The 26214-nt window shown below is 38.5% G+C and carries 26 protein-coding genes, 2 tRNA genes and 3 pseudogenes; 18 read left to right on the forward strand and 13 right to left on the reverse strand.

Going from position 1 to position 26214, the window contains the following annotated elements; genetic code table 11:
• Positions 1 to 4: 4 nt before the first annotated feature.
• Together FTU50_RS08140 and FTU50_RS08145 are read left to right on the forward strand one after the other, a co-directional pair.
• Positions 5 to 80 (forward strand) — tRNA-Gly (locus FTU50_RS08140).
• 45 nt (positions 81 to 125) lie between these two features.
• A tRNA-Gly gene (locus FTU50_RS08145) sits at positions 126 to 201 on the forward strand.
• Between the two features lie 325 nt (positions 202 to 526).
• Here the strand turns inward: FTU50_RS08145 and FTU50_RS08150 are convergent.
• Positions 527 to 754, reverse strand: coding sequence for a helix-turn-helix transcriptional regulator (locus FTU50_RS08150; protein ID WP_004895349.1), 228 nt, complete (start codon positions 752 to 754; stop codon positions 527 to 529).
• A 115-nt stretch (positions 755 to 869) separates the two neighbouring features.
• On the opposite strand from FTU50_RS08150, the gene FTU50_RS08155 reads away from it, so the two are divergent.
• The 6 genes and pseudogenes from FTU50_RS08155 to FTU50_RS08180 form a co-directional block, all read left to right on the forward strand.
• On the forward strand, positions 870 to 1079 hold the full coding sequence (locus FTU50_RS08155; RefSeq protein ID WP_000122748.1) for a hypothetical protein: 210 nt from the start codon (positions 870 to 872) through the stop codon (positions 1077 to 1079).
• A gap of 19 nt (positions 1080 to 1098) precedes the next feature.
• Complete coding sequence (locus FTU50_RS08160; RefSeq protein WP_163169909.1) at positions 1099 to 2280, forward strand: site-specific integrase; 1182 nt, start codon at positions 1099 to 1101, stop codon at positions 2278 to 2280.
• Positions 2273 to 2521: a hypothetical protein gene (locus FTU50_RS08165; protein ID WP_156188726.1), complete on the forward strand. Its 249-nt coding sequence runs from the start codon at positions 2273 to 2275 to the stop codon at positions 2519 to 2521. Before FTU50_RS08160 ends, FTU50_RS08165 begins: the two co-directional genes overlap by 8 nt.
• Before the next feature lie 68 nt (positions 2522 to 2589).
• On the forward strand, positions 2590 to 3126 hold the full coding sequence (locus tag FTU50_RS08170; protein WP_180046649.1) for a DUF1376 domain-containing protein: 537 nt from the start codon (positions 2590 to 2592) through the stop codon (positions 3124 to 3126).
• Between the two features lie 10 nt (positions 3127 to 3136).
• On the forward strand, positions 3137 to 3880 hold the full coding sequence (locus FTU50_RS08175) for an ATP-binding protein (RefSeq protein ID WP_168382060.1): 744 nt from the start codon (positions 3137 to 3139) through the stop codon (positions 3878 to 3880).
• Positions 3881 to 3999: 119 nt separating this feature from the next.
• Positions 4000 to 4116 (forward strand): annotated as a pseudogene (locus tag FTU50_RS08180) (IS5/IS1182 family transposase); the annotation flags it as partial.
• A gap of 41 nt (positions 4117 to 4157) precedes the next feature.
• Here the strand turns inward: FTU50_RS08180 and FTU50_RS08185 are convergent.
• The 7 genes and pseudogenes from FTU50_RS08185 to FTU50_RS08210 form a co-directional block, all read right to left on the reverse strand.
• Positions 4158 to 7034: a type I restriction endonuclease subunit R gene (locus tag FTU50_RS08185; protein ID WP_163169906.1), complete on the reverse strand. Its 2877-nt coding sequence runs from the start codon at positions 7032 to 7034 to the stop codon at positions 4158 to 4160.
• Positions 7035 to 7074: 40 nt separating this feature from the next.
• Positions 7075 to 8001, reverse strand: coding sequence for a GIY-YIG nuclease family protein (locus tag FTU50_RS08190; protein WP_023897594.1), 927 nt, complete (start codon positions 7999 to 8001; stop codon positions 7075 to 7077).
• Positions 8002 to 8011: 10 nt separating this feature from the next.
• Positions 8012 to 8749, reverse strand: a pseudogene (locus tag FTU50_RS15715) (restriction endonuclease subunit S); the annotation flags it as partial.
• Positions 8732 to 9202: pseudogene (locus FTU50_RS15720) on the reverse strand (restriction endonuclease subunit S); the annotation flags it as partial. The pseudogenes FTU50_RS15720 and FTU50_RS15715, both read right to left, overlap by 18 nt.
• Positions 9202 to 10770 carry a type I restriction-modification system subunit M gene (locus FTU50_RS08200; RefSeq protein WP_180046653.1) on the reverse strand — a complete coding sequence of 523 codons (1569 nt, stop codon included), beginning with the start codon at positions 10768 to 10770 and terminating at the stop codon, positions 9202 to 9204. The pseudogene FTU50_RS15720 and the gene FTU50_RS08200, both read right to left, overlap by 1 nt.
• 203 nt (positions 10771 to 10973) lie before the next feature.
• Positions 10974 to 12035 carry an HNH endonuclease gene (locus FTU50_RS08205; protein WP_180046655.1) on the reverse strand — a complete coding sequence of 354 codons (1062 nt, stop codon included), beginning with the start codon at positions 12033 to 12035 and terminating at the stop codon, positions 10974 to 10976.
• A gap of 2 nt (positions 12036 to 12037) precedes the next feature.
• Positions 12038 to 12628 (reverse strand): bifunctional 2-polyprenyl-6-hydroxyphenol methylase/3-demethylubiquinol 3-O-methyltransferase UbiG, encoded by a 591-nt coding sequence (locus FTU50_RS08210; protein WP_016658949.1) that lies wholly within the window; start codon positions 12626 to 12628, stop codon positions 12038 to 12040.
• A gap of 151 nt (positions 12629 to 12779) precedes the next feature.
• Between FTU50_RS08210 and FTU50_RS08215 the strand changes: the two genes are divergently transcribed.
• On the forward strand, positions 12780 to 13109 hold the full coding sequence (locus FTU50_RS08215) for a DUF4236 domain-containing protein (RefSeq protein ID WP_104489241.1): 330 nt from the start codon (positions 12780 to 12782) through the stop codon (positions 13107 to 13109).
• 100 nt (positions 13110 to 13209) lie between these two features.
• Positions 13210 to 13524, forward strand: a complete 315-nt coding sequence (locus FTU50_RS08220) for a hypothetical protein (protein ID WP_168419270.1) — start codon at positions 13210 to 13212, stop codon at positions 13522 to 13524.
• Positions 13525 to 13593: 69 nt separating this feature from the next.
• On the opposite strand, the gene FTU50_RS08225 is transcribed toward FTU50_RS08220, so the two are convergent.
• Positions 13594 to 13857: a hypothetical protein gene (locus tag FTU50_RS08225; protein ID WP_168406779.1), complete on the reverse strand. Its 264-nt coding sequence runs from the start codon at positions 13855 to 13857 to the stop codon at positions 13594 to 13596.
• A gap of 121 nt (positions 13858 to 13978) precedes the next feature.
• Between FTU50_RS08225 and FTU50_RS08230 the strand changes: the two genes are divergently transcribed.
• The 5 genes from FTU50_RS08230 to FTU50_RS08250 all read left to right on the forward strand — a co-directional run bounded on the left by FTU50_RS08230 (position 13979) and on the right by FTU50_RS08250 (position 20597).
• Positions 13979 to 14260, forward strand: coding sequence for a type II toxin-antitoxin system RelB/DinJ family antitoxin (locus FTU50_RS08230; RefSeq protein ID WP_071850378.1), 282 nt, complete (start codon positions 13979 to 13981; stop codon positions 14258 to 14260).
• Positions 14260 to 14580, forward strand: a complete 321-nt coding sequence (locus FTU50_RS08235; RefSeq protein WP_071850377.1) for a type II toxin-antitoxin system PemK/MazF family toxin — start codon at positions 14260 to 14262, stop codon at positions 14578 to 14580. The genes FTU50_RS08230 and FTU50_RS08235 overlap by 1 nt, the downstream gene beginning before the upstream one ends.
• Positions 14581 to 14968: 388 nt before the next feature.
• Positions 14969 to 15466: a hypothetical protein gene (locus FTU50_RS08240; RefSeq protein WP_163170502.1), complete on the forward strand. Its 498-nt coding sequence runs from the start codon at positions 14969 to 14971 to the stop codon at positions 15464 to 15466.
• Entirely contained in the window at positions 15463 to 17643 is a 2181-nt protein-coding gene (locus FTU50_RS08245) for a hypothetical protein (protein ID WP_163169901.1), read from the forward strand. Before FTU50_RS08240 ends, FTU50_RS08245 begins: the two co-directional genes overlap by 4 nt.
• A complete protein-coding gene (locus FTU50_RS08250; RefSeq protein ID WP_180046659.1) occupies positions 17640 to 20597 on the forward strand; it encodes a site-specific integrase in 2958 nt (985 codons plus the stop codon). The genes FTU50_RS08245 and FTU50_RS08250 overlap by 4 nt, the downstream gene beginning before the upstream one ends.
• Before the next feature lie 469 nt (positions 20598 to 21066).
• On the opposite strand, the gene FTU50_RS08255 is transcribed toward FTU50_RS08250, so the two are convergent.
• Together FTU50_RS08255 and FTU50_RS08260 are read right to left on the reverse strand one after the other, a co-directional pair.
• A complete protein-coding gene (locus tag FTU50_RS08255; protein ID WP_004981626.1) occupies positions 21067 to 21609 on the reverse strand; it encodes a cysteine hydrolase family protein in 543 nt (180 codons plus the stop codon).
• 83 nt (positions 21610 to 21692) lie between these two features.
• Complete coding sequence (locus FTU50_RS08260) at positions 21693 to 22577, reverse strand: MBL fold metallo-hydrolase (RefSeq protein ID WP_180046661.1); 885 nt, start codon at positions 22575 to 22577, stop codon at positions 21693 to 21695.
• A 132-nt stretch (positions 22578 to 22709) separates the two neighbouring features.
• Between FTU50_RS08260 and FTU50_RS08265 the strand changes: the two genes are divergently transcribed.
• From FTU50_RS08265 to FTU50_RS08275, 3 genes are all read left to right on the forward strand, one after another.
• The gene (locus FTU50_RS08265) at positions 22710 to 23687 is read left to right on the forward strand and encodes a GlxA family transcriptional regulator (protein WP_180046663.1); all 978 of its coding nucleotides are present in this window, start codon (positions 22710 to 22712) and stop codon (positions 23685 to 23687) included.
• Between the two features lie 77 nt (positions 23688 to 23764).
• Complete coding sequence (locus FTU50_RS08270) at positions 23765 to 24010, forward strand: type II toxin-antitoxin system RelB/DinJ family antitoxin (protein ID WP_000246756.1); 246 nt, start codon at positions 23765 to 23767, stop codon at positions 24008 to 24010.
• Positions 24000 to 24293, forward strand: coding sequence for a type II toxin-antitoxin system RelE/ParE family toxin (locus tag FTU50_RS08275; protein WP_000221358.1), 294 nt, complete (start codon positions 24000 to 24002; stop codon positions 24291 to 24293). The genes FTU50_RS08270 and FTU50_RS08275 overlap by 11 nt, the downstream gene beginning before the upstream one ends.
• Positions 24294 to 24678: 385 nt before the next feature.
• Here the strand turns inward: FTU50_RS08275 and FTU50_RS08280 are convergent, their stop codons facing one another.
• Positions 24679 to 25740 (reverse strand): ArsO family NAD(P)H-dependent flavin-containing monooxygenase, encoded by a 1062-nt coding sequence (locus FTU50_RS08280; RefSeq protein WP_180046665.1) that lies wholly within the window; start codon positions 25738 to 25740, stop codon positions 24679 to 24681.
• A 119-nt stretch (positions 25741 to 25859) separates the two neighbouring features.
• Positions 25860 to 26214: transposase (locus FTU50_RS08285; protein WP_057051137.1), on the reverse strand; the 355-nt coding region annotated here is incomplete at its 5' end.

The following is a 26214-nucleotide window of genomic DNA, read 5'->3' on the forward strand; positions in this document are numbered from 1 at the left end:
GCATGCGGGAATAGCTCAGTTGGTAGAGCACAACCTTGCCAAGGTTGGGGTCGCGAGTTCGAGTCTCGTTTCCCGCTCCAAATTATTTTTTGTTCATTTTTTAAAGTAAAAAATTGATCGACCCTGCGGGAATAGCTCAGTTGGTAGAGCACAACCTTGCCAAGGTTGGGGTCGCGAGTTCGAGTCTCGTTTCCCGCTCCAAATTCAAAAAGCCCTAATCGAAAGATTGGGGCTTTTTTCTTGTTGATTTTATTATATTTTTTAAAAACTCTTCTTCCTTTGTTCTTCGATTCAATAAAAAATATTCTTAATGTAATTTGTATTTTGTGACCAAGATGTGACCATGGCGTGCCCACGACAATAAAAATGGTCTCAATTGACCTTAAATGTCCTCAATCGATCACCAATTTTAGAGCTTTTTTGAAGGCAAAAATCACCCAGTTCTCTTCCAAACAAGGTGTTTTTTTACCAAACGATCAAGGATTTGTGACCATTTCACTTTTTGATGTGACCATTTGTGACCAAACTATTCACTAACAGATTGTTCTTTATTGTCTTTTTCAAAAACAAACAAATCTCCTACCTGCACATCTAAATAATCGCAAATACGATCGATAGTCTCTAAATCAATTCGAGTCAATTCGCCATTATAAAGCTTATGCAAAGTTGTCTTATTAATACCTGTGCCACGAATTAAGTCAGCTACACGCATTTTTCTTTCGGCCAACAATATTGGTAGTTTACAAATAACCATTAATTTTTCCTCTAATACAATGAAAATTTAATTGCATTTAATTAAATTTGAGGTTATTTTAGGTCTAAGGATGAAAAATTCCTTACATCCGATGAATTACGTTAGGAATACAATTATGTCATATACCTATCTCACAGCCCAGCAACTGGCTGAAAAAATCCAGTACGACGCTCGTACCATTCGTAACCAACTGAAGGACAGTGTCTTTATTGAAGGTGTTCACTACATCCGTCCTTTCGGTGGTCGCAAAATTCTTTTTGTTTGGGAACGCATTGAAACTGAAATGCTTAAATTCACTGGTTTAAGCATGGATGCCTTGCAATAAGGCTTAGGAGGTTTAACTGATGGCTACCATCCGTGAACGAAGTGGAAAACTGATTGCAGACTTTCGCTACATGGGCATCCGTTGCAGAGAAACAACCAATCTTGAAGACAATGCTTATAACCGACGCATTTTGAAAAAACGTCTCGAGCAGCTTGAAGCTGAAATTACTTTGGGAACTTTTGAATACGAAAAGTACTTTCCCAAAAGTAACCGTGTTGAGGAGTTTAAGGAAAAAAGAAGTCAGCAAATTGCTGTACAGACCAAAGTTCCTCTTTTTAAAGAGTTTACTGAATTGTGGTTTAAGCAGAAACAAGTTGAATGGAGAACCTCATATCAGCAAAAGGTTTCAATTATTATCAAAAATTACTTGATTCCTGCTTTTGGTAATCAGGTTCTCTCGAAAATCAAGAAGTCAGACTTGCTGAACTTCCGTGCCTCTCTCGCCAAAGTGACACACGGAAAAGATCAGACAAGTCTGAAAGCATCGAGAATCAATCAAATCATGACGCCTTTACGTATGATACTCAATGATGCGGCTGAACGATACGAGTTTGAGTCGCCTTATAAAAATATTAACAATCTGAAAGAAAGTAAGATTGAAGTCACTCCCTTTTCTCTGGAAGAGGTACATAAAATTCTTACCACTGTTCGTGATGATTTTAAGCCTTATTACACTGTTCGCTTTTTTACAGGTATGCGCACCAGTGAAATCGATGGTCTGCAATGGAAAAATATCGACTTACAGCGTCGTGAAATCCATATCAGAGAGGCGTTAGTGAATGGTGTGCTTGGTGGAACCAAAACTTATGGTTCTGACCGCACGATCCAGATGAGTGATCGGGTTTATCAGGCCTTTCTGCAACAAAAAAGCTTAAATTCTGGAAAATCAGAATTTGTATTTTGTAATCGCGATGGTGGGCCGCTTGATTATCGCCTGGTCAATAAGCGTGTCTGGCATCCCCTGCTACGCTATTTAGGGCTAAAACCTCGTCGTGCTTATCAAACACGTCATACTGCAGCTACGCTCTGGTTGGCGGCAGGTGAAAATCCAGAATGGGTCGCTCGCCAATTGGGGCATTCAACCACTGAAATGTTGTTCCGGGTCTATAGCCGCTACATTCCGAATGTTACCCGTCGCGATGGCAGTGCATTTGAAGCCATGCTGGAAAAACTAAATACAGAGGAGCTTGCACATGAATAGTAAAGCTTTCTTTGGTGGTGTGGTCGTCAGCGCTGAAGCAGATATGGTCGCGCGTGAACTCATTCACGAGTTACACATTCCCAAACTGCACAATCTGGCCTTTTTGCTGGAAATCAATAAATGCTTCGATGATCACCAGGCGTTGAGACTCTGGTTACAGCGAATGCTGGATGAAGGGCAAGCTCATTACGATGACTTGGCTCAACAGGCCCGTCTCCGGTTAATGAGCCTAGCTCACTAATAAAACAAACATAAAAGGTCATCAAATCGATGACCTTAGCCCCTCTATATCTATAAAAAGGTGAACACATGCATAAAGATATTTCAATTTGGATGCCACTCTATATTGGCGACCTACAGGCAAAATTTGCACGAATGACGGCAGAACAAATTGGTGCGGCACTGCTGTTAATGATGGATTTCTGGAAAAATGGTGCCATCCCTCATGACCTAGCTACTGTATGTAGCATCACGAAATTACCTCAGCACACCAAGGCTAAAACTTTGTTGAATACGCTGATGGCTCTGGAATTGTTTGAAGTCGAGTCTGAGCAGATTCATTCAAGTTTTTTAACCAGTTTAAAAAGCCAGGCATTGCAAAATCAGCAAATGAAATCTGATAAAGCTAAAAATGCAGCTCAAGCACGCTGGAATAAATCCGCAAGTAATGCTCAAGCATCAACCAAGCAACGAAAAGTAAATGCTCAAGCAGCTCCTGAGAAGAGCTCGAGTATTACTCAAGCCATGCTTGAATCATGCCCTTCATCTTCATCTTCATCTTCATCTTCATCTTCAAACTTTGAAGAAAAAAATGAGGATTTTTTAGAAAGTTCCAAATGGATTTAGGAGAATAATCATGAATACCATGCTTAAAACACTCCAGTTTCGCGCAGAAACAACGGAAACACTTTGCCCTGTCCATCATATACCCCTGATGGAAATTGCAGGTCACAGGCTCTGTAAATTGTGTGCCAAAGAAACCGTCCATCACTCACATGCAGCCTATGAAGATGAATTGCAACAGCGATTGCTACAACAGAAAATCAAAAACTCAGGGCTCAATAAACGCTACCTGGATCGTGGCTTCAAGAATTATGTAGTTGCATGCCCTGCACAAGACAATACCATCAAACTATGTCAGGCCTTTGCACAGCAGATTATTTCTGACCACAACCCGAACATGTTGATGATTGGTACACCAGGTACAGGTAAAACCCATCTGAGTGCATCAATTATTCGCAACATTCTGCATAACAGTACAAAATCTGCACGCTACTATACCAGTGCAGAAATTGCTCAAAAAATGATGGACACTTGGTCAGATGCTTCACGCTCTGAAAAGGAAGTCATCGACCATTTCTCCAGCTTTGATTTATTAGTGATTGATGAATATGGCCTGCATGACCGGCATGAAAAACGCCTGGAGATGGTGCATAAGGTCTTATATAGTCGTTATGACAATATGAAATCTACCCTGCTGATTTCCAATTTCACAGTCCAAAATATGCAGCGGGATTTAGGTGTCCGATTATGGTCAAGGTTGCATGAAAATAGCCTGATCATTGTTCCATGCTACTGGGCAGATCAAAGGATTACTTAATACTGCTTGCAAAAAAGAGCCTTGTTAGACGGCTCTTTTTAACTTATCTCTTTTTTAAATTAAGTGGCTTTGTTGCACAAACCTATCTGTAAAGGGTTTTTCAGCGATATAATTTTCAAATGAAGAAGCCTACACACAAAATCTACCGCACAACCAATTGGCCCGCATATAACCGAGCACTCATGAGTCGCGGAAATATTGCCATTTGGTTTGATCCTGCTACGCAATGGTATGCGCCCCTTCTAAGCTAGGTTTGTGCAACAAAGCCTTACCTCAATTAAAATCCCACATAAAACTTTTCAATCAACTGGCGTGTCTTGACCAGCAAATTGCTAAACACGTTCTCCCGCTCAAACAGCTTAACCTTATAGTTTGGTAAGTCCTTCAACTCTTCTTTACGTGGTAGGCGTTTGGTGAACTCATAATGCTCCAGAACCTGCTTCATGGCTTCTGGTTTCAGGTTTTCTTCTTTACAAAGATGCTGATAGGCCTGTTCTTTTTCAGCATCCCAGAATTCAGAAAAAGCCGTTTGGACGCTCTGCCCATTGATCATCTTCGGCATGTTTTCTTCAATGAACTTCTGAATCAGTTCCTGCTTGTCATGCAAGGTAACTTCATTACCAATTAGATCATGTATCTGTGCTTCGTATTTCTTGCGTTTGGCCTCATCCCCGCTATCCAGAGCCATTTGCAGCAAATTGATAATATAGCCCACATTGATCCGGTCACTATGTAGCAGATCCAATTGGAAATCGACATCATCCAGTACAGAGACTTTTTCTTTTTTCGTAGTCTTGCGTACATCACGACATAAGTCAGCATACTTGGAAGCAAAATTGGCAAAGTGCTGTTTATCTAAAGCGGTCTGGTTCTGATCGTATTCGATAAAGGTTTGCAGCTGAGCGTTATAACGCATCACTTCACGGAAGGCCTTAATAAACTCCAACTGCTGATCTTCTGTCATGAGATCATCCACGCTTTGATAATCAGGCGTGATCTTGAGCAACTTCTGAACAGCAGCATCATAATCCTGCTTAATTTCCTCAAAGCTTGGAACCAGTACCACCTTTTGCGCATCTTTATTGGAAAATAGCGCCAGTGCTTCATCTGTGGCGCGTTTCAGATTGCGGAAACAGATGATATTGCCAAATGGTTTTTTATCGTTATAGACACGGTTGGTACGAGAGAATGCTTGAATCAAGCCATGATATTTTAGGTTTTTATCGACATACAAGGTATTTAGCGGCTTAGAGTCAAAGCCCGTGAGGAACATATTGACCACGATTAGAATATCAATCTGTCTGTTTTTTACGCGCTGTGCGATATCGCGGTAGTACGCATAAAATTGATCACCTGAATTGTAGTTGGTTTTGAACTGTCGATTGTAATTCGCAATGTATCGATCTAGCTTATCCCGACTGGATGAATTGACCTGACTTGGAATATCTGCGGCTTCTTCGTGAATCAAGCCAGTTAAGTCATCAGTCGGTACAGCCTCATTTGCCGCATAGGAAAAGATGGTGGCAATGGTTAACGGTTTAAATATCCGACCTTGTGCTTCATCTTCAATTTGCTTTTCAGCCTGCACTTTTTCAAAAAGGTCGTAATATTGGGTCAGTGTTTCGACCGAACTGACACAAAACATTGCGGTAAATTCACGATTACGGGTTTTAGTATCGTGGATATTGACAATGTAGCGAGCAATCATTTCTAGGCGTTGCGGATTGTCATACAGTTCTTTGGTATCGATGCCTTCTACATCTTCCTCATAACTTTCATTGGTCGCCATGCCTTTGGCGGTGTATTTGCCACGATAATCAATCTGGAACTGCAATACGTTACGGTCACGGATGGCATCGACAATCACGTATTTATGCAAACACTCATTAAACAGGTAGTCTGTGGTGAGTTTTAAACCTGCTTTGCTTTGGCTGTTCTTTTCAAAAATAGGCGTACCGGTAAAACCAAACATTTGTGCATTGCTGAAAAATTTTTTGATGTTCTGATGGGTCTCACCAAATTGACTGCGATGACATTCATCAAAAATAAAGACCACTTTTTTATTTTTAAGATAATCAATCGATTCTAAATATCGGTCTGTGCTAATCGCACGATTTAACTTTTGGATGGTGGTCACAATCAGTTTGTCATGACGTTGATCGAGCTGTTTTACCAAGGTCGATGTGTTATCGGTGCTGTCGACGCTGTCGGCTTTAAAAGCATTAAATTCGCGTGAGGTTTGCGTATCGAGGTCGTTACGATCGACCACAAACAGAACTTTTTCTACATCAGGCATTTGCATGATGATCTGACTGGCTTTAAATGAGGTCAGGGTTTTGCCTGAACCTGTAGTGTGCCAAATATAGCCGTTCTGATCGGAGTTTTGCACATGCTCCACAATTTTCTGTACTGCATAAATCTGATAGGGACGCAGCACCATCAGGCTTTTGGTGGTTTCCAGCAGTACCATGTACTGGGTCAGCATTTGGGTTAGATGCTGCTGATTTAAAAAAGCTTCGGCAAAGTCGACAATTTCATTGATATGTTTGTTATGGACATCTGCCCAGGGAAAGGCAAACTCGATGCCTGTGGTGCCGTTGGAGTAATAACGGGTATTGGCACCATTACTAATCACAAAAAGCTGAATAAAACCAAACAGCCCTTGCCCAGCCCAATAGGCTTCACGAATATAGCGTTGCGTTTGATTAAAAGCTTCGGCTATTTCCATGCCGCGCTTTTTCAGCTCGATCTGAACCAGTGGCAGACCATTGACCAATAAGGTCACATCAAAACGGCTGGTTCTGCCATTATAATCACGGTGATCAATGGTGATCTGGTTGGTGACCTGATAGATATTTTTGCTTGGGTCATCGGACAGAAAAAAGATGTGTTTGCTTGTACCATCATCAAATTTGACTGGGAACAGATCACGCAGATTTTTGGCGCGCTCAAATAATGTGCCCGTATTTAAAAAACTGATGACCTGTTTCCATTCCGTTTCTGACAGAGGCGCTAGTCCATTGGCGCGTTCGACTTGGGTTTTGAGGTTAGACAGTAGCTGGCTTTCGTCCTTGATGGTCACCGCAGCATATCCCAATTGCTTGAGCTGGCTAATCAGTTCGTTTTCAAGTTGGTATTCGCTTTGTACGGTCATTTTTACTCCCCCCAAAAAATATTTCTTTAGCTGATTGATTCTATAGTTCTTCTTTCAGCTCAATGCTATCAACCTGATTTTCTAACCATTGACCATAAGTAATATTTGTTCCGACCTGCCTCCAGTCTTTGCGACCATTACTTGCTCGACCCAAAATTACCCCTCCAGCCGCCGAAGGGCTCGAAAATAAATAGTCTTGATTAAAGGTATATGTATCTGAATCGATAATGTTATTTTCAAATAACTGAGGACGTAGATTTTTAGTATAGGTATGCTTGGTATCCGTAACCTCTCTTCTTACTTGAGATCCAGCCAACACGTAAAATTCCCCATCAATGACTTTTGCATTCGCATTTGTATCTTTAGTTGCAAGATAAAACTCAGTTTCTTCTGCAATTTCACTAGAAATAGTTGTAGCCAGCGTTTGTGATTTTTGGCTTGGTTTCTTCATTTCTTTGAGGAAATCAAAACCCAGTACTGGTAATACGACCTGTATTTGTTCCAGAAAATACTCCATATCGGCAGTATCAGATTCAGGTAATCTATTGTATTGATGCGAAGTTCCATTGATCAATTGACATTGACCGCCTCGTTTTGCAATTTCAATTAAACGACTCTCTAAGTATTTGATATGAGTCTTGGTAATATTTTGATCTTTACCAGTGACAAGACACACTTTTTCCCAGAAGTCTTTGCCTCCAGATTCCTCTGTTCGATTATGCTGTTTAAGACGATTGGCTACATCATCCGACTCGCCGATATATACGCTTGGCAATGAATTTTCCGGATCATGACCAACGAGGAAATATACGCCGGTTCTTGCACACTCTTCTCTTTGAATAAGTTCAGACAGTTTAGTACGAGGCGCTGAGAGCACATGACCTGTCCAATTAATGATTTCAGCTGTCAAAATTCCATTAGGAGAACCATCTGTTAAAAACAGCTTAATACTTTTGCCGTGAGCCATAATTCCCCCCCTACACAAACATCTGCTGCAACAAGCCTTTTTTCCACTGTTTGGCTTGTTCAATTTGTTGTGCCACGACTTCAATTTTTTGATCAATAGTCGAAAGGAAGTTGGCGATTTTGGTTTGTTCTTCTAGGCAAGGATATAAAATAGGCATGTCGAAAAAATCTTTATTAGTAATATTCATTCGATCATGTCTAGCACCTGAATTTGCCACACCTTTGACGTAATCATGCCAGAAATTACTATCAAAAAAGTATTCCAAATACGCCAAGTTTCCTTCGACCACTGTGAAGACTGTATAAAGTGGCGACATAACACCTAAACACTTTTTATTTCGTTTGATTGGTCCAACAGGCGCATGAACAGATATTCGAGGGTTATATACAAAGTCATCTAAATTTACGATGTAATAACCGTTTAAATTTGATTCAGTAACTATTTCTCTTTCAAAGTAATTACCTTGTTTAATAATTCCCTGAGTAGCAGAGTTTGTTAAAACCTCAGAAATACTTCCATCTTTATTTTTGCCCGATCTTTTTGAAGCAATTTCATTTAGAGGTTTATCCTCCCACTCCCCAAACTCACTCCCATCATCCGCTTTAAAACGAATCTGCTGACTAAACAACTTCTGCATCATGCCTTGTTTATATTGGCTCAGCAGTTCATGTTTTTGCGTGAGTTGGCTGATCTTTTCATCGACTGCGGAAAGAAAAGAGGCGATTTTGGTTTGTTCTGCTTTACTTGGCAAATGAATTTCATATGGTTCGATATGTTTATTATTTATCTGAGGAATTGTAGAAGTATCAGCAATTCTATAAAGTTCAACTTTATTAATTAAATAATATAAATATTCAGCATCCAAAGTATTTTGTGGAATAAGAGCCATAAGATTGCTATCTAATAAAGAATCGACTTTAAGGATACGAACTTTATTATTTAGAATAGCTGCCCCTCTTTTTGGAAAAATTACACTTTTTTTAGGAATTACATCAGCACAAGTTTCAGTATAAAATCTTGAATATTCTTGATATTTATTACTGTTGTTTAACTCTTCGACTTTTAAAAATGGTATTTCACCATTTTCGTGTAACTCGTATTTGCTAGGAGAATAACCGCTTTTAATCTGGACAATATTACCCAGAACTTCAACATTCCAATTTTCATCAAACTCTTTAAAGCGTAACTTAGGTACAGACATTACTTCACCTCCGAAAACGGTGAAACAATGCCTAGCTCTTTGCAGAAATCTGCAATGATGGCATCGGTTTTTTGGCTGTCGTGTTCCAAAGCTTGAAGCTGTTTTGCAATCGCATCTAAATCAATCTCGGCTTCCGCTTCAAAGGTATCCACATAACGCGGAATATTCAGGTTGTAATCGTTATCTTTCACTTCTTGTAAAGTTGCGACATGCGCATACTTTTCAATATTTTCACGCTTTTCAAATGCCGCAACAATCTTATCCAAATGCTCAGGCAATAACTTGTTTTGGTTCTTCTGCTTTTCAAAATCATTGCTGGCATCAATAAACAGAATATTGCCGCTCTGCTCACGATTTTTCTTCAACACCAAAATACAGGTCGGAATAGACGTGCCATAGAAAATATTGGCGGGTAGACCAATAATCGCATCCACCACGTTCATCTGCTCAATCAAATACTGACGAATCACGCCCTCACTCGAACCACGGAACAATACGCCATGCGGTAACACCACCGCCATCGTGCCATTGTCATCCAGTTGATACAGCATGTGCTGTACAAAAGCCATATCGGCTTTAGAACTTGGCGCCAGTTTTCCATACGCAGCAAAGCGTTCATCTTGTAAAAATAACGGATCGGCAGACCATTTTGCGGAAAATGGCGGATTCGCCACCACTGCATCAAACTTTTTATCTAAATGCTGCGGGCGGGTTAAAGTATTTTCCTGCTTGATGTCGAACTTGGCAAAATGCACATCATGCAGAATCATGTTCATCCGCGCCAAGTTGTAGGTGGTACGGTTCATCTCCTGACCGTAAATCATATCGACATCTTTCACTTTACGTTTTACCCGTAGCAATAACGAACCTGAACCGCAAGTCGGGTCATAGACTGAACGTAAACGGTCTTTGCCTTGGGTGACAATCTTTGCCAGTAGAGTCGATACCGTTTGTGGGGTATAGAATTCTCCTGCTTTTTTGCCCGCACCTGAGGCAAATTCGCCAATCAGGTATTCGTAGGCATCACCCAGCACATCGGCTTCGGTATTACTAATATCAAAATCAATATCATCTAAATGACTCAGGACTTTCGCCACCAGTGCATTACGGTCACTGGCATTATTGCCAAGCTTGGTCGAGTTTAGATCCAAATCTTCAAACAGGTTGGCAAAGTCATCGGCAGAGTCGGTACCTAAAGTGCTTTGTTCAATCGATTTTAAGGTCGCAGTTAAATCATCCAAAATGAATTCGCCCTGACGACCACGCTCGGCTAAGGTATGGAATAGCTGTTTTGGTGTGAGCGCATAACCGACTTCGGCAATGGCATTTTTTTTAATTTCTTCGATGTATGGCACATGCTCAGGATTATTTTCATCTAACTCTAAAAAGCTGAGGTCTTCGCCATCGAGCAATTCATTGGCAAAGTTCACCGACTTTTCTGATAAATATTTAAAGAAAATAAAACCCAGAATGTAATCACGGAATTCATCGGCGCCCATGGTGCCGCGCAAAGTATTGGCAATATTCCAAAGTTGTTTTTGTAATTGTTGCAGTTGTACTTGGGTCATTGTTATGGAAGTCCAAATAAGTAAATCATTAATAAAATGATTTTACCTAAAATTCTAAAACATGCAGCAGTAAAAAGGTGGAAAAGGACATGAATTGTCGTGCTCAAGCGATGTAATCTATCAATTCAAGCGCTAGACAGATACATGATCTAAATTTTATAGCAGCCTACTCCAGTAATCTGCACTACAGAAAAACAAAGACATCAAAATACTCCAGATATGGGAGAAACTAATATCTGTTTATCTTTTCCACCCAGCCAGACTAAATACTCATTCTCTATTGCCTGCTTATACGCCCAGTCGGCAACCCGATGCGAGCGCTGAATATCTGTTAAGAAACCGAATTGAGAAATTTCCCGAACAATAGATTGATCATGTAGATAATTCCGCTCCTGCCACTTTTGCAAAAACTGTTCCGACGCCAAATAATTACTTTTCTGAGAATTACATTTGTCATCTGCCAGAACAAAGTTATGTCCAGTATCGGCAGGATATAGAGACCAGGGGATAAAATGATCTACAGCATATTTTGAGTTTTTTAGGCTTTTTCCACAGTAAAAACACTGGCATTGCTGTAAATCAATTAAGAAGTCCGCGACCTGCCCCAGTTGATTGCGACTCGGGGCAAACATGAATTCATCCAAGTCAGGCAAACCATCCAGTATCACCAGATTCTGCTTATTCAGTCGGACAAAATCAATCCAGCGCTTCTGGCACAACTCTTCAATAATTTCACTAAACTGTCTCAAGCAATACATCACTTTGGGTAAAAGCTTGAGGGACTGTTTGCAATCTTCCAAATGGTAAAGAAACTCCACCGCTTGACCATTCAGGTTCTGTAAATACACCACCGGCATTTGCTTGACGGTTACTGCAACCACTTTCTTAAGCTGATTCCAGTGCAACTGGTCTTTTCTCAACGCAGCCAAAGTCTTGAATTGTTGCTGTGCATTCTGAATTTCACTGATGATCTTTGCCTGCTTACCAGTGCTTTGATGAATAGTAAAAGGCTCATACTGGTTAAACTGAAACGGCAGTGACTGTTTCCAGTACAGGTCAATAAACTTTTCAGCAATATCCTGATATTCCAAATGCAAGGCAGCACCGGTATCTTGACCCTGTTCAATCGCCAGACGCGTGATACTTATCAGCAAAGCAAACTTATATGTCGAAGTAAAAGTCCCTGACTGCAAAATCTGCTGAATATGCTTTAAGAATTTCAACTGTTCTTGAGGGGTTGGTATTTCGGCTATACTGAATAACATATCTAAGCCTGCACTTTTCTAATCAGAATATTCATCCACTCTTCTGTACGCTCTGGACGTTTATCTACAGTAATCCATTGTTGTAACAGTAAAGCCTGATCGATCTGCTTAAGTAAGTCATGAGCTTGCTGTTCATTCAAGTCAGTAAAGCTACGCCCCTCTATCTCACGGTCTGTATTGCCATACTTAAAAGACATGTAACACACACCATTTAGCTTTAATGCTTTGAATATAAGCCCCAGCACTTCAGTTAGGCGATCTCTTTCACAATGTAAAAGAGATGCACAAGCCCAAATACCATCGTATTTATTATTCTCAGCTAGGTCATAAAAACTTTGCTGACGTACTTCAATATTGGTCAGCTCCCTGGCCTTTTTAACCAGCTCGGCAGAATAATCAATTGCCTCAACTTGATAGCCTTTTTTCTTAAATGCCAAAGTGTCCCGCCCCGAGCCACAGCCCAAATCTAGGATCAATGCCTGTTCCGGCAAATATCTTAGAAATGGTGCGTAAAGACTTTCCATTTCAACCTGATAGGTATTTTCAAAAAATGCTTGAGCATGTTGATTGTAATAATTTGATGTTTGATTCATTGTCTAAAAGCCAATATCTTATGTTAAAGAACATACTGATTTTTCACTAGATAAGTCAAATGATCAGTCCTATGAATGAATCAAACTCTTATTTCACTGTATCCGGACAACTGAGATAGAAACCAAACTGGTTCTTGTAAATGGAAAAAATATGGGCTTCAGATTTCGCAAGAGTATTAAACTGCTACCTGGATTAAAAATTAATCTGACACACAAAGGTATAAGCAGTGCAAGCATTGGCAAACCTGGTGCTTCCTTAAATATTGGCAAAAAAGGCACCCGAACCAGCGTTGGTATTCCTGGCACAGGCCTATCCTATTCAAAACACCAGCCCTATAAGAACAGAGCTGGCAACCAAGAGAATCCTGTTCAGGAACAACAACCGTTCTATACATCACATACTGAGCAACCCAAATCGAATGTCTGGATTTGGGTGATTTTTGGATTATTTTGTTTTATTGTCGGGGCAATTCTTTTTTAGAATTCACCGCTCTTTTTACCGATAATATTCCTCCTGCTAGGCAAAATCTGATTCATTCATTACTATGGATGGATGTTAAGTACAATAAAGGTTGCCTCTGATGTCAGACAATCACCATACTCACGATTATGATGAAAATGATTTAATCGACTCTCCCTTATCTCAAGTTTTACAGGAACATAATCAGCAGGTCGAAATTCTCATTTATCGACTGCCTGACAGTGATTGGACACTGGAAGTAGTGAGTCAAAGTGGTACTTCTACGGTATGGGATGAAACATTCCCGTCAGATCAGGAAGCTCTATCTGTCGCTTTAGATGAAATTAAAGCCGCAGGCGGTATTCAAGCATTTTCCGAACTCAGTGACCTCGAAGCAAAGAAAAATATTTTTCCTGAATCCCTTACTCGCCATTAAAAATGAAGCTGCTGGCGTGGATCTGAATCAGTATTTTCTGGATTCTTAGAACCTATCGCGATGATAGGTTCACCTCAACCCAAACCCATCTAGGGTTGAAGGGTCAAAATTTTCATCAAACATAAACTCATCTGCTCGCTCTTTTTTTAATGTCGCAAGTGCATAAAAAAAACATTTCTCACATAACTGCAATTCATATCTTTCCCCGTCATGCTTGGAACCATACCCCCAATGTGCGGATAAAGTTCCAAATTTCAGTTTCGTTGATTGGTTGCATACATCACATACAACATCTGTAACGACTTCTACCTGTTTCAGTTGTTTAATTTCCATATGCGGCTCCTTTTATCAATCAAGTTGCAGAATTAACAGCTACTTGGACACCAATTCTTATTTACTTGTTTTATACCATTTTGTGCCGTAAAATGGCATTAATAAGATTGAGAGGTGTTAAATGTCTACGCTAATTAAAAAAAGAGTTCAATATACTGTGGATGAGGCAATCTCAGAATCAGCAGAGTACGTCATCAAAAAAGTTGGGCTAACCCCTGCATCTGTTTTTAGTATGGTTATGGCTGAAATTGCCAAAACAGGTCGAATTCCTGTGAGCAATCAAGTAAGTGATGATGATTTTAATACGGCACAACTCATAGCACTTAGCCATAATATTCCGAGTGTAAAAGTATCCAATATAAAATCTGCTCAAGAGTTTTTAAATGATGATGGTGGATACTAATGGCTCAGGATTTGTATTGGGCTTACGTTGGTTTTACAGACATAGCAGATGGTAAAACTCGCCCTGTTTTATATATTCGACAAACAAAAAAAGACTACATCGTATTCCGTTTAAGTAGTCAATATGACAATAAATCTGACTTTATTAAAAGTAAATATATTGAAATTACCGATTGGAAATCGGTTGGACTAAGTAAAAAATCATGGATTGATACCGTACAAACATATCAGTTGCCAATTGATAAGACAAAATTAACTTACATTGGTAAACTTTCTAAAAATGACTATGAACGATTAATTAATCATCTTAAAGAGCAATAACTGTTTATTCAACTAGCCGAATAATATATGTCCAAGTTAGATTAAAATAGCTGTTCATCTATTTGTTATATTTAGTATCCATTAAGATAGGAATATGCAATCAAGTTAAATTTGTCTATATACTTATCAAAAATTGATTCCTGTTTGGTTTTAATTACCATTAAAAAAAGATCAAAAATACTATATATAGGGTTTTTATAATTTTACAACACAATATACGGCATATTCAGCCATTGCTCCCCTACTTAAAAAAATATGAATATATTGTTTTAATTTTAGCTGTTTAGCACATATGGGAAAGCATCATTGTATGTCTGGAAAGAAGAAAAACACACCAAATTACCGCGTGTCTGCAAAAAACCTGCAATTAATGTGTTATCCAAACTGTATGCATGCCTATCAAATCTGGATCGCTTTATTTTTCCAACTGAATAAAAAAAAGCAAGACTATCATTTGAATTTAGCTTTTTCACAGAAAATAGACATTCCCCTTATTCCTACGGATAAACCCGATCACTATTTTTTTAGTAGCCATTTCAGCTGGATCTATGCTTATTATTACAATAAGAATAAAACTCAATTTAAGTTTAAAGCTTACGAGAAAAATAATTCATATGAATCCATCATTCAGGCTCTAAATGAAGTAAGAAGCTTACTCAGTTCTGGTTTGCATCACTCAATTCAGGGCTTAGATATCATTGCATACTGGCTGAATGAACAATACCGACCTGACCATCTTCAAGAAGTTTTCGGTCATAAAATTTTAACTATCAACCAACTGCGAGAATTATCAGGACTATCCAAATCCCAAAGCCCGGTAAGTTCTTTTTCAGATTATGCAGGTCCAATTTCATTAGAAAAAATTCTGGTGGGAATTTCATCATGAATGGATATAGTTATTTAGAAGATACTCAAGAATTAAAGCTTGAGCCGTTTCGAAACTTCTACCAAGTATTGGCAGAAGCAAAGCTGGAAAATTATCAGAACTCAATCAAGCTCAACGACCTCATTCAACAATATGAAATTACTAAACTTAATACTTTTATAGCTCAAAGCCTGACTGATAAAAAAGTCAGCGAGTATCCTCTGGTTCATTACCTTATTGCAGTCATCAACACTCCATCAGCATATCAATCAAACGCGCTGAAATGGGCTATTTTCAATACTCAATGTATTGAATCACTTAACAGCAAAGGACATTCAGCTACCATAGTTAATCTTTGTAGGCGTTTTCGTTTAGCTAGCACAAAACAGAAATATTATTGGCTTTACAATTTCTTACCTACTCTTCCAATGGAATTAGAAGAGCTAGTTAAACTTCTAAAAGAAGCTGAAACAGAAAATAAAGAGCTAATTAATCGCTCAATACCAAATTTAGATGAAGAACGAATTAGCCAGCTGGCAAATCTGCGTGTGATCTATCAATATGTCTTTACTCAGTCTGAACGTTTAAAACGAAATCGCCAAAGCAGTTCGGGCTCCAAAGAACCTCCTCAAACTGATGTTCAAAAGACATCAAGAATATCTCTCGATGATGAACAAACGCATCAGACTCATTTTGAACAAGGTACGGCCAAACAACCGCGCGAAGATAAAACTATAGAAAAAGTTGAAGATCATAATTTTGAATTTAATCCACTTGAGCAATACTCTATTACAGCTCAGGTCAATAATCTCAAGAACAAAGTTCTGCATCAAAACAAGAATCAGTTAATGAGCAAGTCAAATCCTCGTGTCTTTGATTTGCCTACCGCACAGCATATTATGCGAATTTTGTTTGAACAGGCAAAGACCTCTCCAATTCATGCCTTGCTTTTATTTTCAGTACTCAGTTTGACGCATTATGAAGAGCTATTAGTATTTCGGAAACATTTCCGTCTGAGTTCAAAAAGAAAAGAAATTACTTTTAGTCCTGAAAATTTCTATTTTCGGCAAAGCTTTGATAGCTCCAAGTTTAAAGATGCTTTATTAAAAGAATATATGATGAATCAGGGAAACTCTTTTACAATCCCATTACCCAAAGTTTATTTTGATCAGATTTTTCAACTAAAAAAGTGGGATAAAGCTGATATTGCTTCCGATGTACAAGAATATTTACGTAGAATCAGTGACGGCCTTACTTTTCATTTAACAGCTCGAAACCTTCCTCGTTTAATCAGCGATATCACGTTGAATGAACTCGGATATGAATTGGAAAGTAAATTACTTAGCGGAGAAAACGTTAATAACTACACCCCAGGCCATTACTATTCAATGAAAATTGTTGATATCCTCGATATTTATAGCCAAACACTTTATCTGGTTTGCCCGCAGCTCGACACTAGTTATATCGAAGAATTTAAGTCCCCTGTTACTTTTGGTAGTCAGCAAACGCCAGACCTGCCTCTGGTTAAATCCTTTTTCAAACAGCTTGACCAGCAAGTTCGGGGTAACCCTAACCCTTTCAAAACACTGAAATATTATTCAATTTGGCTATGGTACGTTTGCATGATTATGACATCTGCCCGACCAAATGAAGCCTTTCCCCCGAATCTCGATTATCTTGATCTCGACAACCGTTTGGTGGCTGTTGCAGATAAAGAGCAACGTTATTCGGGTACCATTGGGCGCTACCTGCCATTTAATAATTTTCTTCGAGATGAAATACAGTCTTATCTAAATTACTTAAAACAATTTCAGCACCTTATGAAGGCTTGTGCTAGCCAAGTTAAAACAGAACTAATTCAAGAAATTTTTGATGGTAAGCGCCCTTTCCTATTAGGTTTTGGGCCTGAGGGATATATCCGAAATTTAGAACTTGCCGATATTGAAAAGAACAGTCCAGAAATAGGTTTGCAACGTAATTGGACTCGCCATTTCGCTCGCTATTTTTTTGCACAGCACTGCGATGAAGATATGCTGAATGGCATCTTTGGTCACGATGGGCCCATGCAGGAACTTTTTGACCGCTATTCGGGTTTTCAGGCAATCGATTACGATCACATTCGAGCAGCGCAAGACAAGCTGGTCGGACTCTTAAAGCTTAAAAGTATGTCTACATTTAACGGATTCCTGATTGAATGAGTAAACACCCACACTCCCTCAAAAGAATAAAAAAGCATAGAAAAAACAAAGCATTTCTTCTGAACTTGTTTAGTGAGAAATGTATAGAACTGACGCCTGAGAACTATTCGGAAATTTGTCGTCAAGTTGATAATCAGCTTTTAGAATACTGTAAGTCAAACATCCGTAGCTATCAGATGGCACGTATAGAATTTGCTAAATATATCAAGCGCTTTAATCTTTCATCGAATCAGTACTATCCAGTGCCTGCCGCTCCCGTAAGGTACGAAAGGTCTCTGCCACTACAAAATATTGAAACCTTAAAACATGGTAAAAAAGTTACTCAATTTGCCCAAAATATGATTGCTTACTGGACAAAACGAAATGACTTCAGTCCGACTCAATCCCTCGGCTTTTGTTTGATCAGTTCAATATTATTTAATGGCATTTATAACCATGCCGAATTGCAATTTTTTTTAAAAATCATTTTAAAAACAAAGAAATTTCAAAGTTTTTTAAACCTAAATCATATGGTAACACTCGAAATCCCGAACCGGAATTTCGGTAATCAGCGTATAAATGACCCTGATTTTTCAGTCAGCTATACAAAAACGTTTGTGCTACACGACATTGTGAAATGCTGGATTTACAGACTTAAACATCAAAAGTTTGATTTATTTTCGGATATTGAAGATGCAGAACATCTGATTAACGCTTGTATTATTGAATGCTTCCCTGAGGAAAAGGTACGTTGTAAAGACCTGTTAAAATACGGTTTTTACTATACACAGTTCCTGAAAAACAGCGGACTGGATCAAATGTCCATTTGTATCCTAAAAAATGAAATTTACAGTTCCAGCCCTCTCGAAAAACAATTAGCAGCCTATTTTATTCAGTCTGAACCCACGCCTACCCATACAGTTCAGAATATTTGTGAAAAACTTCAGAAAAAGCCTACGGTCACTATTACGTTAGATGAAGTCGATATTTTAGTAGAAATACGTCAAGCTATTCGTGCAAAAAACTATAGCGATCAACTCATAGAATTATATGCTAAAAAACAATCTCCAGCCTTGGAACGTTTGCTGCTGTGGAGCATTCTACGCTCAAAATTAACGGAACCTCAACTGGACCTTCTCAATCATATTATTCAGCAGCAGCAACGATTTAAGCGCAAGCTTATACGTGCAGATTTTCAGCCGGTCAAGCAAAGTTCTCTGAAGACCATGTTTTCACAGTTTGCAGTCCATTGGCTGCAGGCAACGCAAAACAAAGACATTTCATCATTTTCAAATGCCGATTTTGAAGATATGTATGGAGAAATGCTTTTATTAAAGAAAGAAACAACTAGAGAGACTTTACAAAAACGTCTACAGGAGTTTCATCACAAACAGACCTTATTTTTTAACGCACCCACTATCGATCTAGATAATTTAATCCAGGTAAAAATCTGCAGAACCGCATTGATCTCGCCCCATATTTTTCACCATATGCTAGAGCAACTCGAAAATACTCAAGGTATTTCAGTTCAGGATAAAAATATGTTTAAACTGATTTTTATTCTGGGTTTCAGAGCCGGACTACGGATCAATGAAACATTGAATATCTTCGTACGTGATCTATTTATTAGTGAAGATGCTGTGATACTCACCATTCGCAACAATCGCAATAAAAATCAAAAAAGCTACTCAGCTTACCGCAAGATTCCTCTGCATCATCTACTTAAAGCAGAAGAATTACATGCATTTAAAACATATAGTCAGAATAGAAAACGCCTGCTAAAAGAACAAGGGAAATCAGTTACACAACCGCTATTTTTAAAACAGTCGCTAGAAGAAACTCATGAAAATGAAGTCAATGCTCTATTGAAACAATTGATCCAGCCAGCTTTTGGAGAGCACAATTTTACTTACCATAGTCTGCGTCATTCTGCATTTAATCATCTTTACCTGATTTTAAAAAACTCAACACTTGCAGATGCATTTACTGACTATAGCCCACATGAGCAATTACGTATCCGTTATGCATTGCTGCGAAACAGAAATACTCAGCAAACCTGGTATGCGCTTTCTCATTTTGCCGGGCACCTGACACCTGAAACTACCTGTTCTAGCTATCTGCATTTAATGCATCTAGCAATTAGCTACCAGCTGAATCAAATGCACAGCCCGCTTCCTAAAGAAGCCTATTTTAATATTCTAAAACATGATGATGCTATTAAATATCCTGTTCAGCAACGGGCGATCAAACAGTTTTTATTTGATCAACTCACTAAAGACCGTTACAGGCAACATGATCATCAATATCAACCAGGGCAACAGAAATCACCTGATTCACTGATGCTAGGAGCTCATGACTCAGAGATGACTTTTGAACTATTGCATCACATTCTTGCAGTAGAAAAAGAACAAGACCTTTTGTTACCTGAAGCTATTCCTTTGCAAATCGCGCAAAAATTACGTGCCAGAGCTCTGCATTTGAAAACCTCCTGTGTAAACCAAAAAAAATCATCGAGGTTATTTACCACAGATTTTTTAAGGAAAACTCCTGATGCATTAGTCACCATGTTGCCGACCAATCAGGAGGAAAAAAAGGTCATTCAACATGTTCAGGAGCGTTATGCAAATGTACAAAGTAAATACAAAAAACAGCTTCATACGATCTACTCAATTTATCTTGAAAAAGTTCAGCCCAATTCAGCCCAGTTAATTTTTGAACTGAATGAAAAACGGCAACTGAAGAAACTTCTTTCTTTTATTCATAGTTTATTTCCGAAAAAATATCTTCATTTAGAACTATCTCAACAGAGCAAGACAGAGCTCAAAAAGACATTACAGGATTTAACATTACGGGCAGAAAACTTCAGCCTGAATGAAAATGAAAGGCGAATTAAATTCTGCTTCAAAAGTAAAGATGCAAAAGCACTTGGGGTATTTAAGTTACTGATGTATCTAATGATAGTTTCTCATCTTTAAGCTGTTTGTAATAAAAATTTGAACTCTGAGTAACGATAATCAAATAGGGCTTTGTTGCATAAATATGTAAGCATCTGATTTAAATAAATTTAATTTTGGATCAAAAAATAATCAAAACTTCTAAAATCATATAGTTATGAAATCTTTGTGCAACAAAGCCATTCTCAAATGTAATTTTTAGGATTCTCTATATATTCAGTTACTTATATCATCCGGTACTAAATGAAGACTTTTTCCTATTCCTCTCCCTCCTTTAAAAAGTAAGCAAGGAGTTAAATATAGATTAAGCAGAGGAGCTAATCAAAATCGTGAAACATGGGAAAAATATTAATCGTGGAACATAAAAATCAACAAAAAAGCCCACCTTGGGGAGGTTGGGCAAAAAAGGAACTACAGCTTTGAATTTTCAAGAGAATTATAACGCATTTCGTATAACGCGTATTATGTTAATTTTAGGAAATCTTAGTCTTTAGCTAACATAATCTTCAGTTGATATTACTTGAGCATATGCAAATTCAAAAGCGGCCATTAATGTTGCATGGACATGACCAGCAGGTACTTTAACGCCATTAAATTCTAGGTCTAGCGTTGCACAAGCATCATGAATAACCCTTACCTTATAACCAAAGTCAGAAGCAGCACGAACAGCAGCATCAACACACATATGGCTCATAGCACCAATCACGACTAGCTCAGTCACGTGATTGCTATCTAAAATTTCTTTGAGATTCGTATTTAAGAACGCGTTGATGTGATTTTTAATGACCACAGTTTCATCTGCTTGTGGCTTAACTGTGTCCTGAAATTCAATACCAATTGAGTCAGGTTGAAATATAGGTGATTCAGCATTCGCAATATGCTGGACATGAATCACTTGAGTACCGTCTTGACGTGCTTTCGTAATTACTTTCACTGCATTAGCAGCAGCTTGTTCAATATTTACCAATGGTAATTTACCTGTAGGTAGATATTCATTTTGTAAGTCGATAACTAATAAAGCTGATTTTGACATACCTATTCCTTTACTTAACTAATATTTGTTTTGTTCTACTTATGTTTTAAAGAAGTGGAATGCTTCCACTTCTTTAAGTCACTTTAGAAAGAAAGCGTTTCACCATCGATAGGAATTAAAACCTTATTTTGGATTCCTTTGTCCTTTACGTAATCTGCAAGCTCAGCACGTGTTACCGACATGTGGTTAATTGCATCCATGTGAACAGCAACCACTTTAGCATTTGGTGCTTTCTGAGTTGCATGATAAGTATCTTCTTTGCCCATAATAATGGATTCTTTAAAGCCATCAACCAAGGCGTTACCTGTATTCAAGACAATCACATCAGGTTTAAATGTTTGAATCGCTTGATCAACTTCAGAACGCCAGATGGTATCTCCTGCCACATAAACAGTTTCATGGCCAGCAGCTTCAAATACCACACCCATTGCTTCACCTAATCCAGCTTTAAGCTTAGGAATACGGTACATGGCATCAGTACCGTGTTGACCACCAGTTTTAGTGAGCTTAATCCCTTCAAAGGTCGCTTGAGTTAATACACGAACATCTTTGAAGCCTTGTGACTGAATGATTTTCTGGTCTTCTTTATTCTGTACAAACAACGGCATGTTTTTCGGAATAGTCGCTTGTGCTGCATCATCCCAATGATCTAGATGGGTATGGGTCACGATTACCGCATCTACACCTTCTAAAATCGTTTCGGGCTTGATAGGCAAATCGACTAATGGGTTCCGTAAATAGCTACGATGAGTATCAGGAAAACCTTCATAGAATCCTTTTTTAGCAAACATTGGGTCAATTAAAAAAGTCGTATCAGCATAGGTTACTTTAATCGTTGCATTGCGAATTTCTTGTATATGCGTAACTTTAGAAGTATCTCGCTGAACCACCTTATCATTCGCATATAAATGGACTGAAGCCATTGCCAGAGAGAGTGCAATAACAGAGCTACTTAAAATTTTATTCATGTTCCAGATCCAATCATTTAGTCATACTCGAATCATGATAGGAAAAATTAAGCAATAAAATTGTCCTTAAGGACAATCATCGAAACTATTGGGACAACATGCTATATTTATTATTTTAGAGAGGTAGATTGAATGGCTATACCAGTGATTGGATTGTTCGTATATCCCAATATAAATCCATTTCACTTCTCTATCCCCCATATCATTTTCAATATCAAGATTGAAGATAAACGCTTATTTGATCTGAGAATTTTTTCTATAGATGGTCAACCCGTAAAAACAGAACAGTCTATGATGATTATCCCTGATGGGGGGATCGAACTTATTAAACAATTGGATCTTATTATTATTCCTGGATGGGATGATTTTAATCACAAACCTGAAAAAGTACTTATCGATGCCCTAAATTGTGCATATCAAGCTGGAATTAGAATTGTAGGGTTATGCTACGGAACTTATGCATTGGCATATGCAGGGCTGCTTGACCATAAAAAAGCAGCTACGCACTGGATGGCTGAACAGGATTTTAGTGAACGATTTCCACAGGTTCAACTTGATAATGACGCCCTGTATGTAGAAGACCAAAGGATCGTAACCTCTGCTGGAACAGGCGCAGCGTTAGACTGCTGCTTGTACTTGGTACGTGAAATCTATAATGCACGAATTGCGAATAAAGTTGCTAGAGTAATGGTGATCCCGCCTCACCGTGAAGGTGGGCAAACTCAGTTTATTGAACAGCCAGTCGCAGAATCGAGCCAAGATGCACAAATTAACCTATTACTTGATTTTTTAAGAAAGAATTTAGCCTTACAACATAATATTGAAAGCCTCGCTGAACGGACACATATGACACGCAGGACGTTCACACGGCACTTTAAGAAAGCGACAGGTATGACCTTAGTCGATTGGCTGAATACTGAAAGAATCAGATTAAGTTGTGAACTTTTAGAAGCGACAAACTTGTCTATCGAAAAGATAACCGAGCTTTCAGGTTTTAATAATACTGTGTCATTTAGAAAGAATTTCCGTGAAAAATATGGCACCAGCCCTCAGGCATGGAGAAAAGCTTTTGGGATCAGTAATGAGAATAATCCGCCCCATTTAACATAATGGCTGTTATGCGAAGTCGACTTGTAATGCAATTTGCATTACACTATTCCTAGTACATTAAATACTTGGGAAATATGATGGCTACTGTTAACTTCAGGGTCGATGAAGCCCTTAAAGAAAAATCTTATTCAATCCTTAAAGAGCAAGGTATTGCACCTACGGATTTCTTCACTAGTATTCTTGAGTATGTTGCTACGACTGGGAAACTGCCTGTCAAAAAAGCTTTGCTTTCGGAAGAAGATGAAGAATTATTAGCTCTTGTCCGTAAGCGCATTAATGATCCTAAAGAGATGTTTGAGGAAGTCACATTAGATGACTTATAAGCTTTTACGTCACAAGGACTTTACAGCAGAATGGGAAAAACTCCCTGTTGCTATACGAGATCAATTTAAAAAGAAACTAGCCAAAGTCATAGAGCAGCCACATATTCCAAAGAATATGCTTAGAGGCGATCTTGCAGGTTGCTATAAAATCAAATTATTAAAAGCTGGTGTCAGACTTGTCTATCAAGTTAAAGATGATCAGGTAGTTATCTTGCTCATCACAGTCGGGAAACGAGCTGATAGCATAGTTTATGACGAAGCTAAAAAGCGAATTAAAGACTAAAAATGGGGAGCTTATAGCTCCCATTTTTGCCTTCGTATAAGGTGTATTATGTTAATTTTAGTAGAACTTTAAAAATGAAAAAAATTAGAAATTATCTTTTTCGTAATTTTAATTCTAATTATTTTATGGGGCATACAATGGATGTTTCATGGCTTTCCAACAGGAAATTAAAATCATACTTCGCATCAAAATAAATAGTGTTATATTTCAAAAAGTTATGTTATAAAAAATCGGTGGCGAAAACCCAAAAAACCGACTTGTTTCCAAGCCGGGTTTCTACTGATTTTTTAACTTTTTATTTTGCCCACAAAAATAGCACCCAAATAACGAGTTTTATTTGCCATTTGTTGTGCTATTTCTTGCTCAAGACAAATAGGTCAAAATTTTAATCCAGAAATTCGGAAATTTCCTCAGCAGTTGTTCTCGCGGTCCTTGAAACACCCACCAGCGTTGCTGAACCAGGTCCAGTCCATTCACCATATCCTACTAACCATAGGTTGGGTTGTTTTACTGATCTTGTTCCTTCAACCAGTATCGTATTATTTTCCTCTACTATTCCAAGTGGCTTTAAATGGTCTAAAGTCGCTTTAAATCCAGTACACCAAATCACTGCATCAACCTGTTGAAAAGATCCATCTTCCCAAATCACGCCATTTTCTGTAAAAGCCGAAAACGGGCGCTCACTATGTAAAACGCCTCGTGCACGTGCATCTTTGACTGAATCAATCATGACAATATCCCCCAGACCGCCAACAGGCTGATCTATTGTACGGCCTTCTAATTGTGCCTTTAAACGCTCTGTCGCACGTAAAAACAGTATACGGCCATCAACATCATCTGCTAAAAATTGAGGAGGTGTTGGCGTGATCCAAAGAGTATCTGCCACTTGGGAAACTTCAGCCAAAATTTGTGCTCCGGAATTTCCACCACCGATAATCATGACGTGCTTATCTTTAAACGGTTCTGCATTTTGATAATGGGCGGAGTGTAATTTCAGCCCTTTAAAATTTTCTTGGCCCGGGTAAGATGGGATATAAGGATGACTCCAGGTGCCCGTTGCACTGACTACAGCCTTGGCTTTCCATGACTGTTCACCTGCATGCACACTCAATGCCTCTCCTTCGCTTTTGACGTGATCAACATATATAGGACGAATAATCGGAAAGTGGTAACGCTGCTCATATTGCTGCAAGTATTCAATAACTTCTTTCTTGGTCGGATACGTTTGTTCTGTATTCGGCATAACCCAACCTGGTAAGGAACTCCAGCTATTCGGTGAAAATAGACGCAAAGAATTCCAGGCATGTAACCAGGCTCCACCTGCTTGATTTTGATCATCTAAAATAATGAATGGTATTTTTTTTCGCTTTAAAAAATAAGCCGTAGATAAAGCAGCCTGCCCACCACCGATAATGATCACATCCGTTTCATTCTGTTTATGATTCAAAGCCCTTTCCCCTTTCATTTTTCTTTAATATAAAAAACCAGTTGCCGGAGCAACTGGTTTTTAAACTTAAATTTCAATAACTCAATTTACTTGTTTTTTTCCTCTGTACACGACAAATTTCACAGAACCCTTATCCTATCAGGATTCTGCTTTCTTAAAATTGCCAAAATTTCCTTAAACTCTTCTTTTTTCCCAAAACCAATTAAACGCTGAATCGCCATTTGAACATAGTCTAAACCATAGCGAAATAAACTCATTGAGAGTCGTCCATGCTTCTTTATTTTTATCGCTTTTTTTTGATTATGTTGCCATTCACCCGTTAAGTAACACCAACAGAAGCTTATAGCTAACACCGCAATCAATTTTTTCACTCGTCTAGGGTCTGTCAAGCGCGTATTTTCAAGATTAAACCCGCGTCCTTTGAGACAACTGAATAAGGTTTCAATTTCCCAGCGTAATGCATAATCCTGAATA

Origin of the sequence: Acinetobacter sp. YH12112, from assembly GCF_013418945.1 — a bacterium.
In the GTDB taxonomy this organism is placed as follows: domain Bacteria; phylum Pseudomonadota; class Gammaproteobacteria; order Pseudomonadales; family Moraxellaceae; genus Acinetobacter; species Acinetobacter indicus.

Coding starts and splice junctions, on each gene's coding strand:
- FTU50_RS08185 (WP_163169906.1), bottom strand. CDS start 7,034: ATGACCGTACAAAGCGAATACCAACTTGAAAACGAACTGATTAGCCAG.
- FTU50_RS08235 (WP_071850377.1), top strand. CDS start 14,260: ATGGCTCAGGATTTGTATTGGGCTTACGTTGGTTTTACAGACATAGCA.
- FTU50_RS08205 (WP_180046655.1), bottom strand. CDS start 12,035: ATGTTATTCAGTATAGCCGAAATACCAACCCCTCAAGAACAGTTGAAA.
- FTU50_RS08210 (WP_016658949.1), bottom strand. CDS start 12,628: ATGAATCAAACATCAAATTATTACAATCAACATGCTCAAGCATTTTTT.
- FTU50_RS08200 (WP_180046653.1), bottom strand. CDS start 10,770: ATGACCCAAGTACAACTGCAACAATTACAAAAACAACTTTGGAATATT.
- FTU50_RS08230 (WP_071850378.1), top strand. CDS start 13,979: ATGTCTACGCTAATTAAAAAAAGAGTTCAATATACTGTGGATGAGGCA.
- FTU50_RS08240 (WP_163170502.1), top strand. CDS start 14,969: ATGCATGCCTATCAAATCTGGATCGCTTTATTTTTCCAACTGAATAAA.
- FTU50_RS08165 (WP_156188726.1), top strand. CDS start 2,273: ATGAATAGTAAAGCTTTCTTTGGTGGTGTGGTCGTCAGCGCTGAAGCA.
- FTU50_RS08270 (WP_000246756.1), top strand. CDS start 23,765: ATGGCTACTGTTAACTTCAGGGTCGATGAAGCCCTTAAAGAAAAATCT.
- FTU50_RS08275 (WP_000221358.1), top strand. CDS start 24,000: ATGACTTATAAGCTTTTACGTCACAAGGACTTTACAGCAGAATGGGAA.
- FTU50_RS08220 (WP_168419270.1), top strand. CDS start 13,210: ATGTCAGACAATCACCATACTCACGATTATGATGAAAATGATTTAATC.
- FTU50_RS08160 (WP_163169909.1), top strand. CDS start 1,099: ATGGCTACCATCCGTGAACGAAGTGGAAAACTGATTGCAGACTTTCGC.
- FTU50_RS08265 (WP_180046663.1), top strand. CDS start 22,710: ATGGCTATACCAGTGATTGGATTGTTCGTATATCCCAATATAAATCCA.
- FTU50_RS08190 (WP_023897594.1), bottom strand. CDS start 8,001: ATGGCTCACGGCAAAAGTATTAAGCTGTTTTTAACAGATGGTTCTCCT.
- FTU50_RS08255 (WP_004981626.1), bottom strand. CDS start 21,609: ATGTCAAAATCAGCTTTATTAGTTATCGACTTACAAAATGAATATCTA.
- FTU50_RS08250 (WP_180046659.1), top strand. CDS start 17,640: ATGAGTAAACACCCACACTCCCTCAAAAGAATAAAAAAGCATAGAAAA.
- FTU50_RS08225 (WP_168406779.1), bottom strand. CDS start 13,857: ATGGAAATTAAACAACTGAAACAGGTAGAAGTCGTTACAGATGTTGTA.
- FTU50_RS08170 (WP_180046649.1), top strand. CDS start 2,590: ATGCATAAAGATATTTCAATTTGGATGCCACTCTATATTGGCGACCTA.
- FTU50_RS08155 (WP_000122748.1), top strand. CDS start 870: ATGTCATATACCTATCTCACAGCCCAGCAACTGGCTGAAAAAATCCAG.
- FTU50_RS08215 (WP_104489241.1), top strand. CDS start 12,780: ATGGGCTTCAGATTTCGCAAGAGTATTAAACTGCTACCTGGATTAAAA.
- FTU50_RS08150 (WP_004895349.1), bottom strand. CDS start 754: ATGGTTATTTGTAAACTACCAATATTGTTGGCCGAAAGAAAAATGCGT.
- FTU50_RS08245 (WP_163169901.1), top strand. CDS start 15,463: ATGAATGGATATAGTTATTTAGAAGATACTCAAGAATTAAAGCTTGAG.
- FTU50_RS08175 (WP_168382060.1), top strand. CDS start 3,137: ATGAATACCATGCTTAAAACACTCCAGTTTCGCGCAGAAACAACGGAA.
- FTU50_RS08260 (WP_180046661.1), bottom strand. CDS start 22,577: ATGAATAAAATTTTAAGTAGCTCTGTTATTGCACTCTCTCTGGCAATG.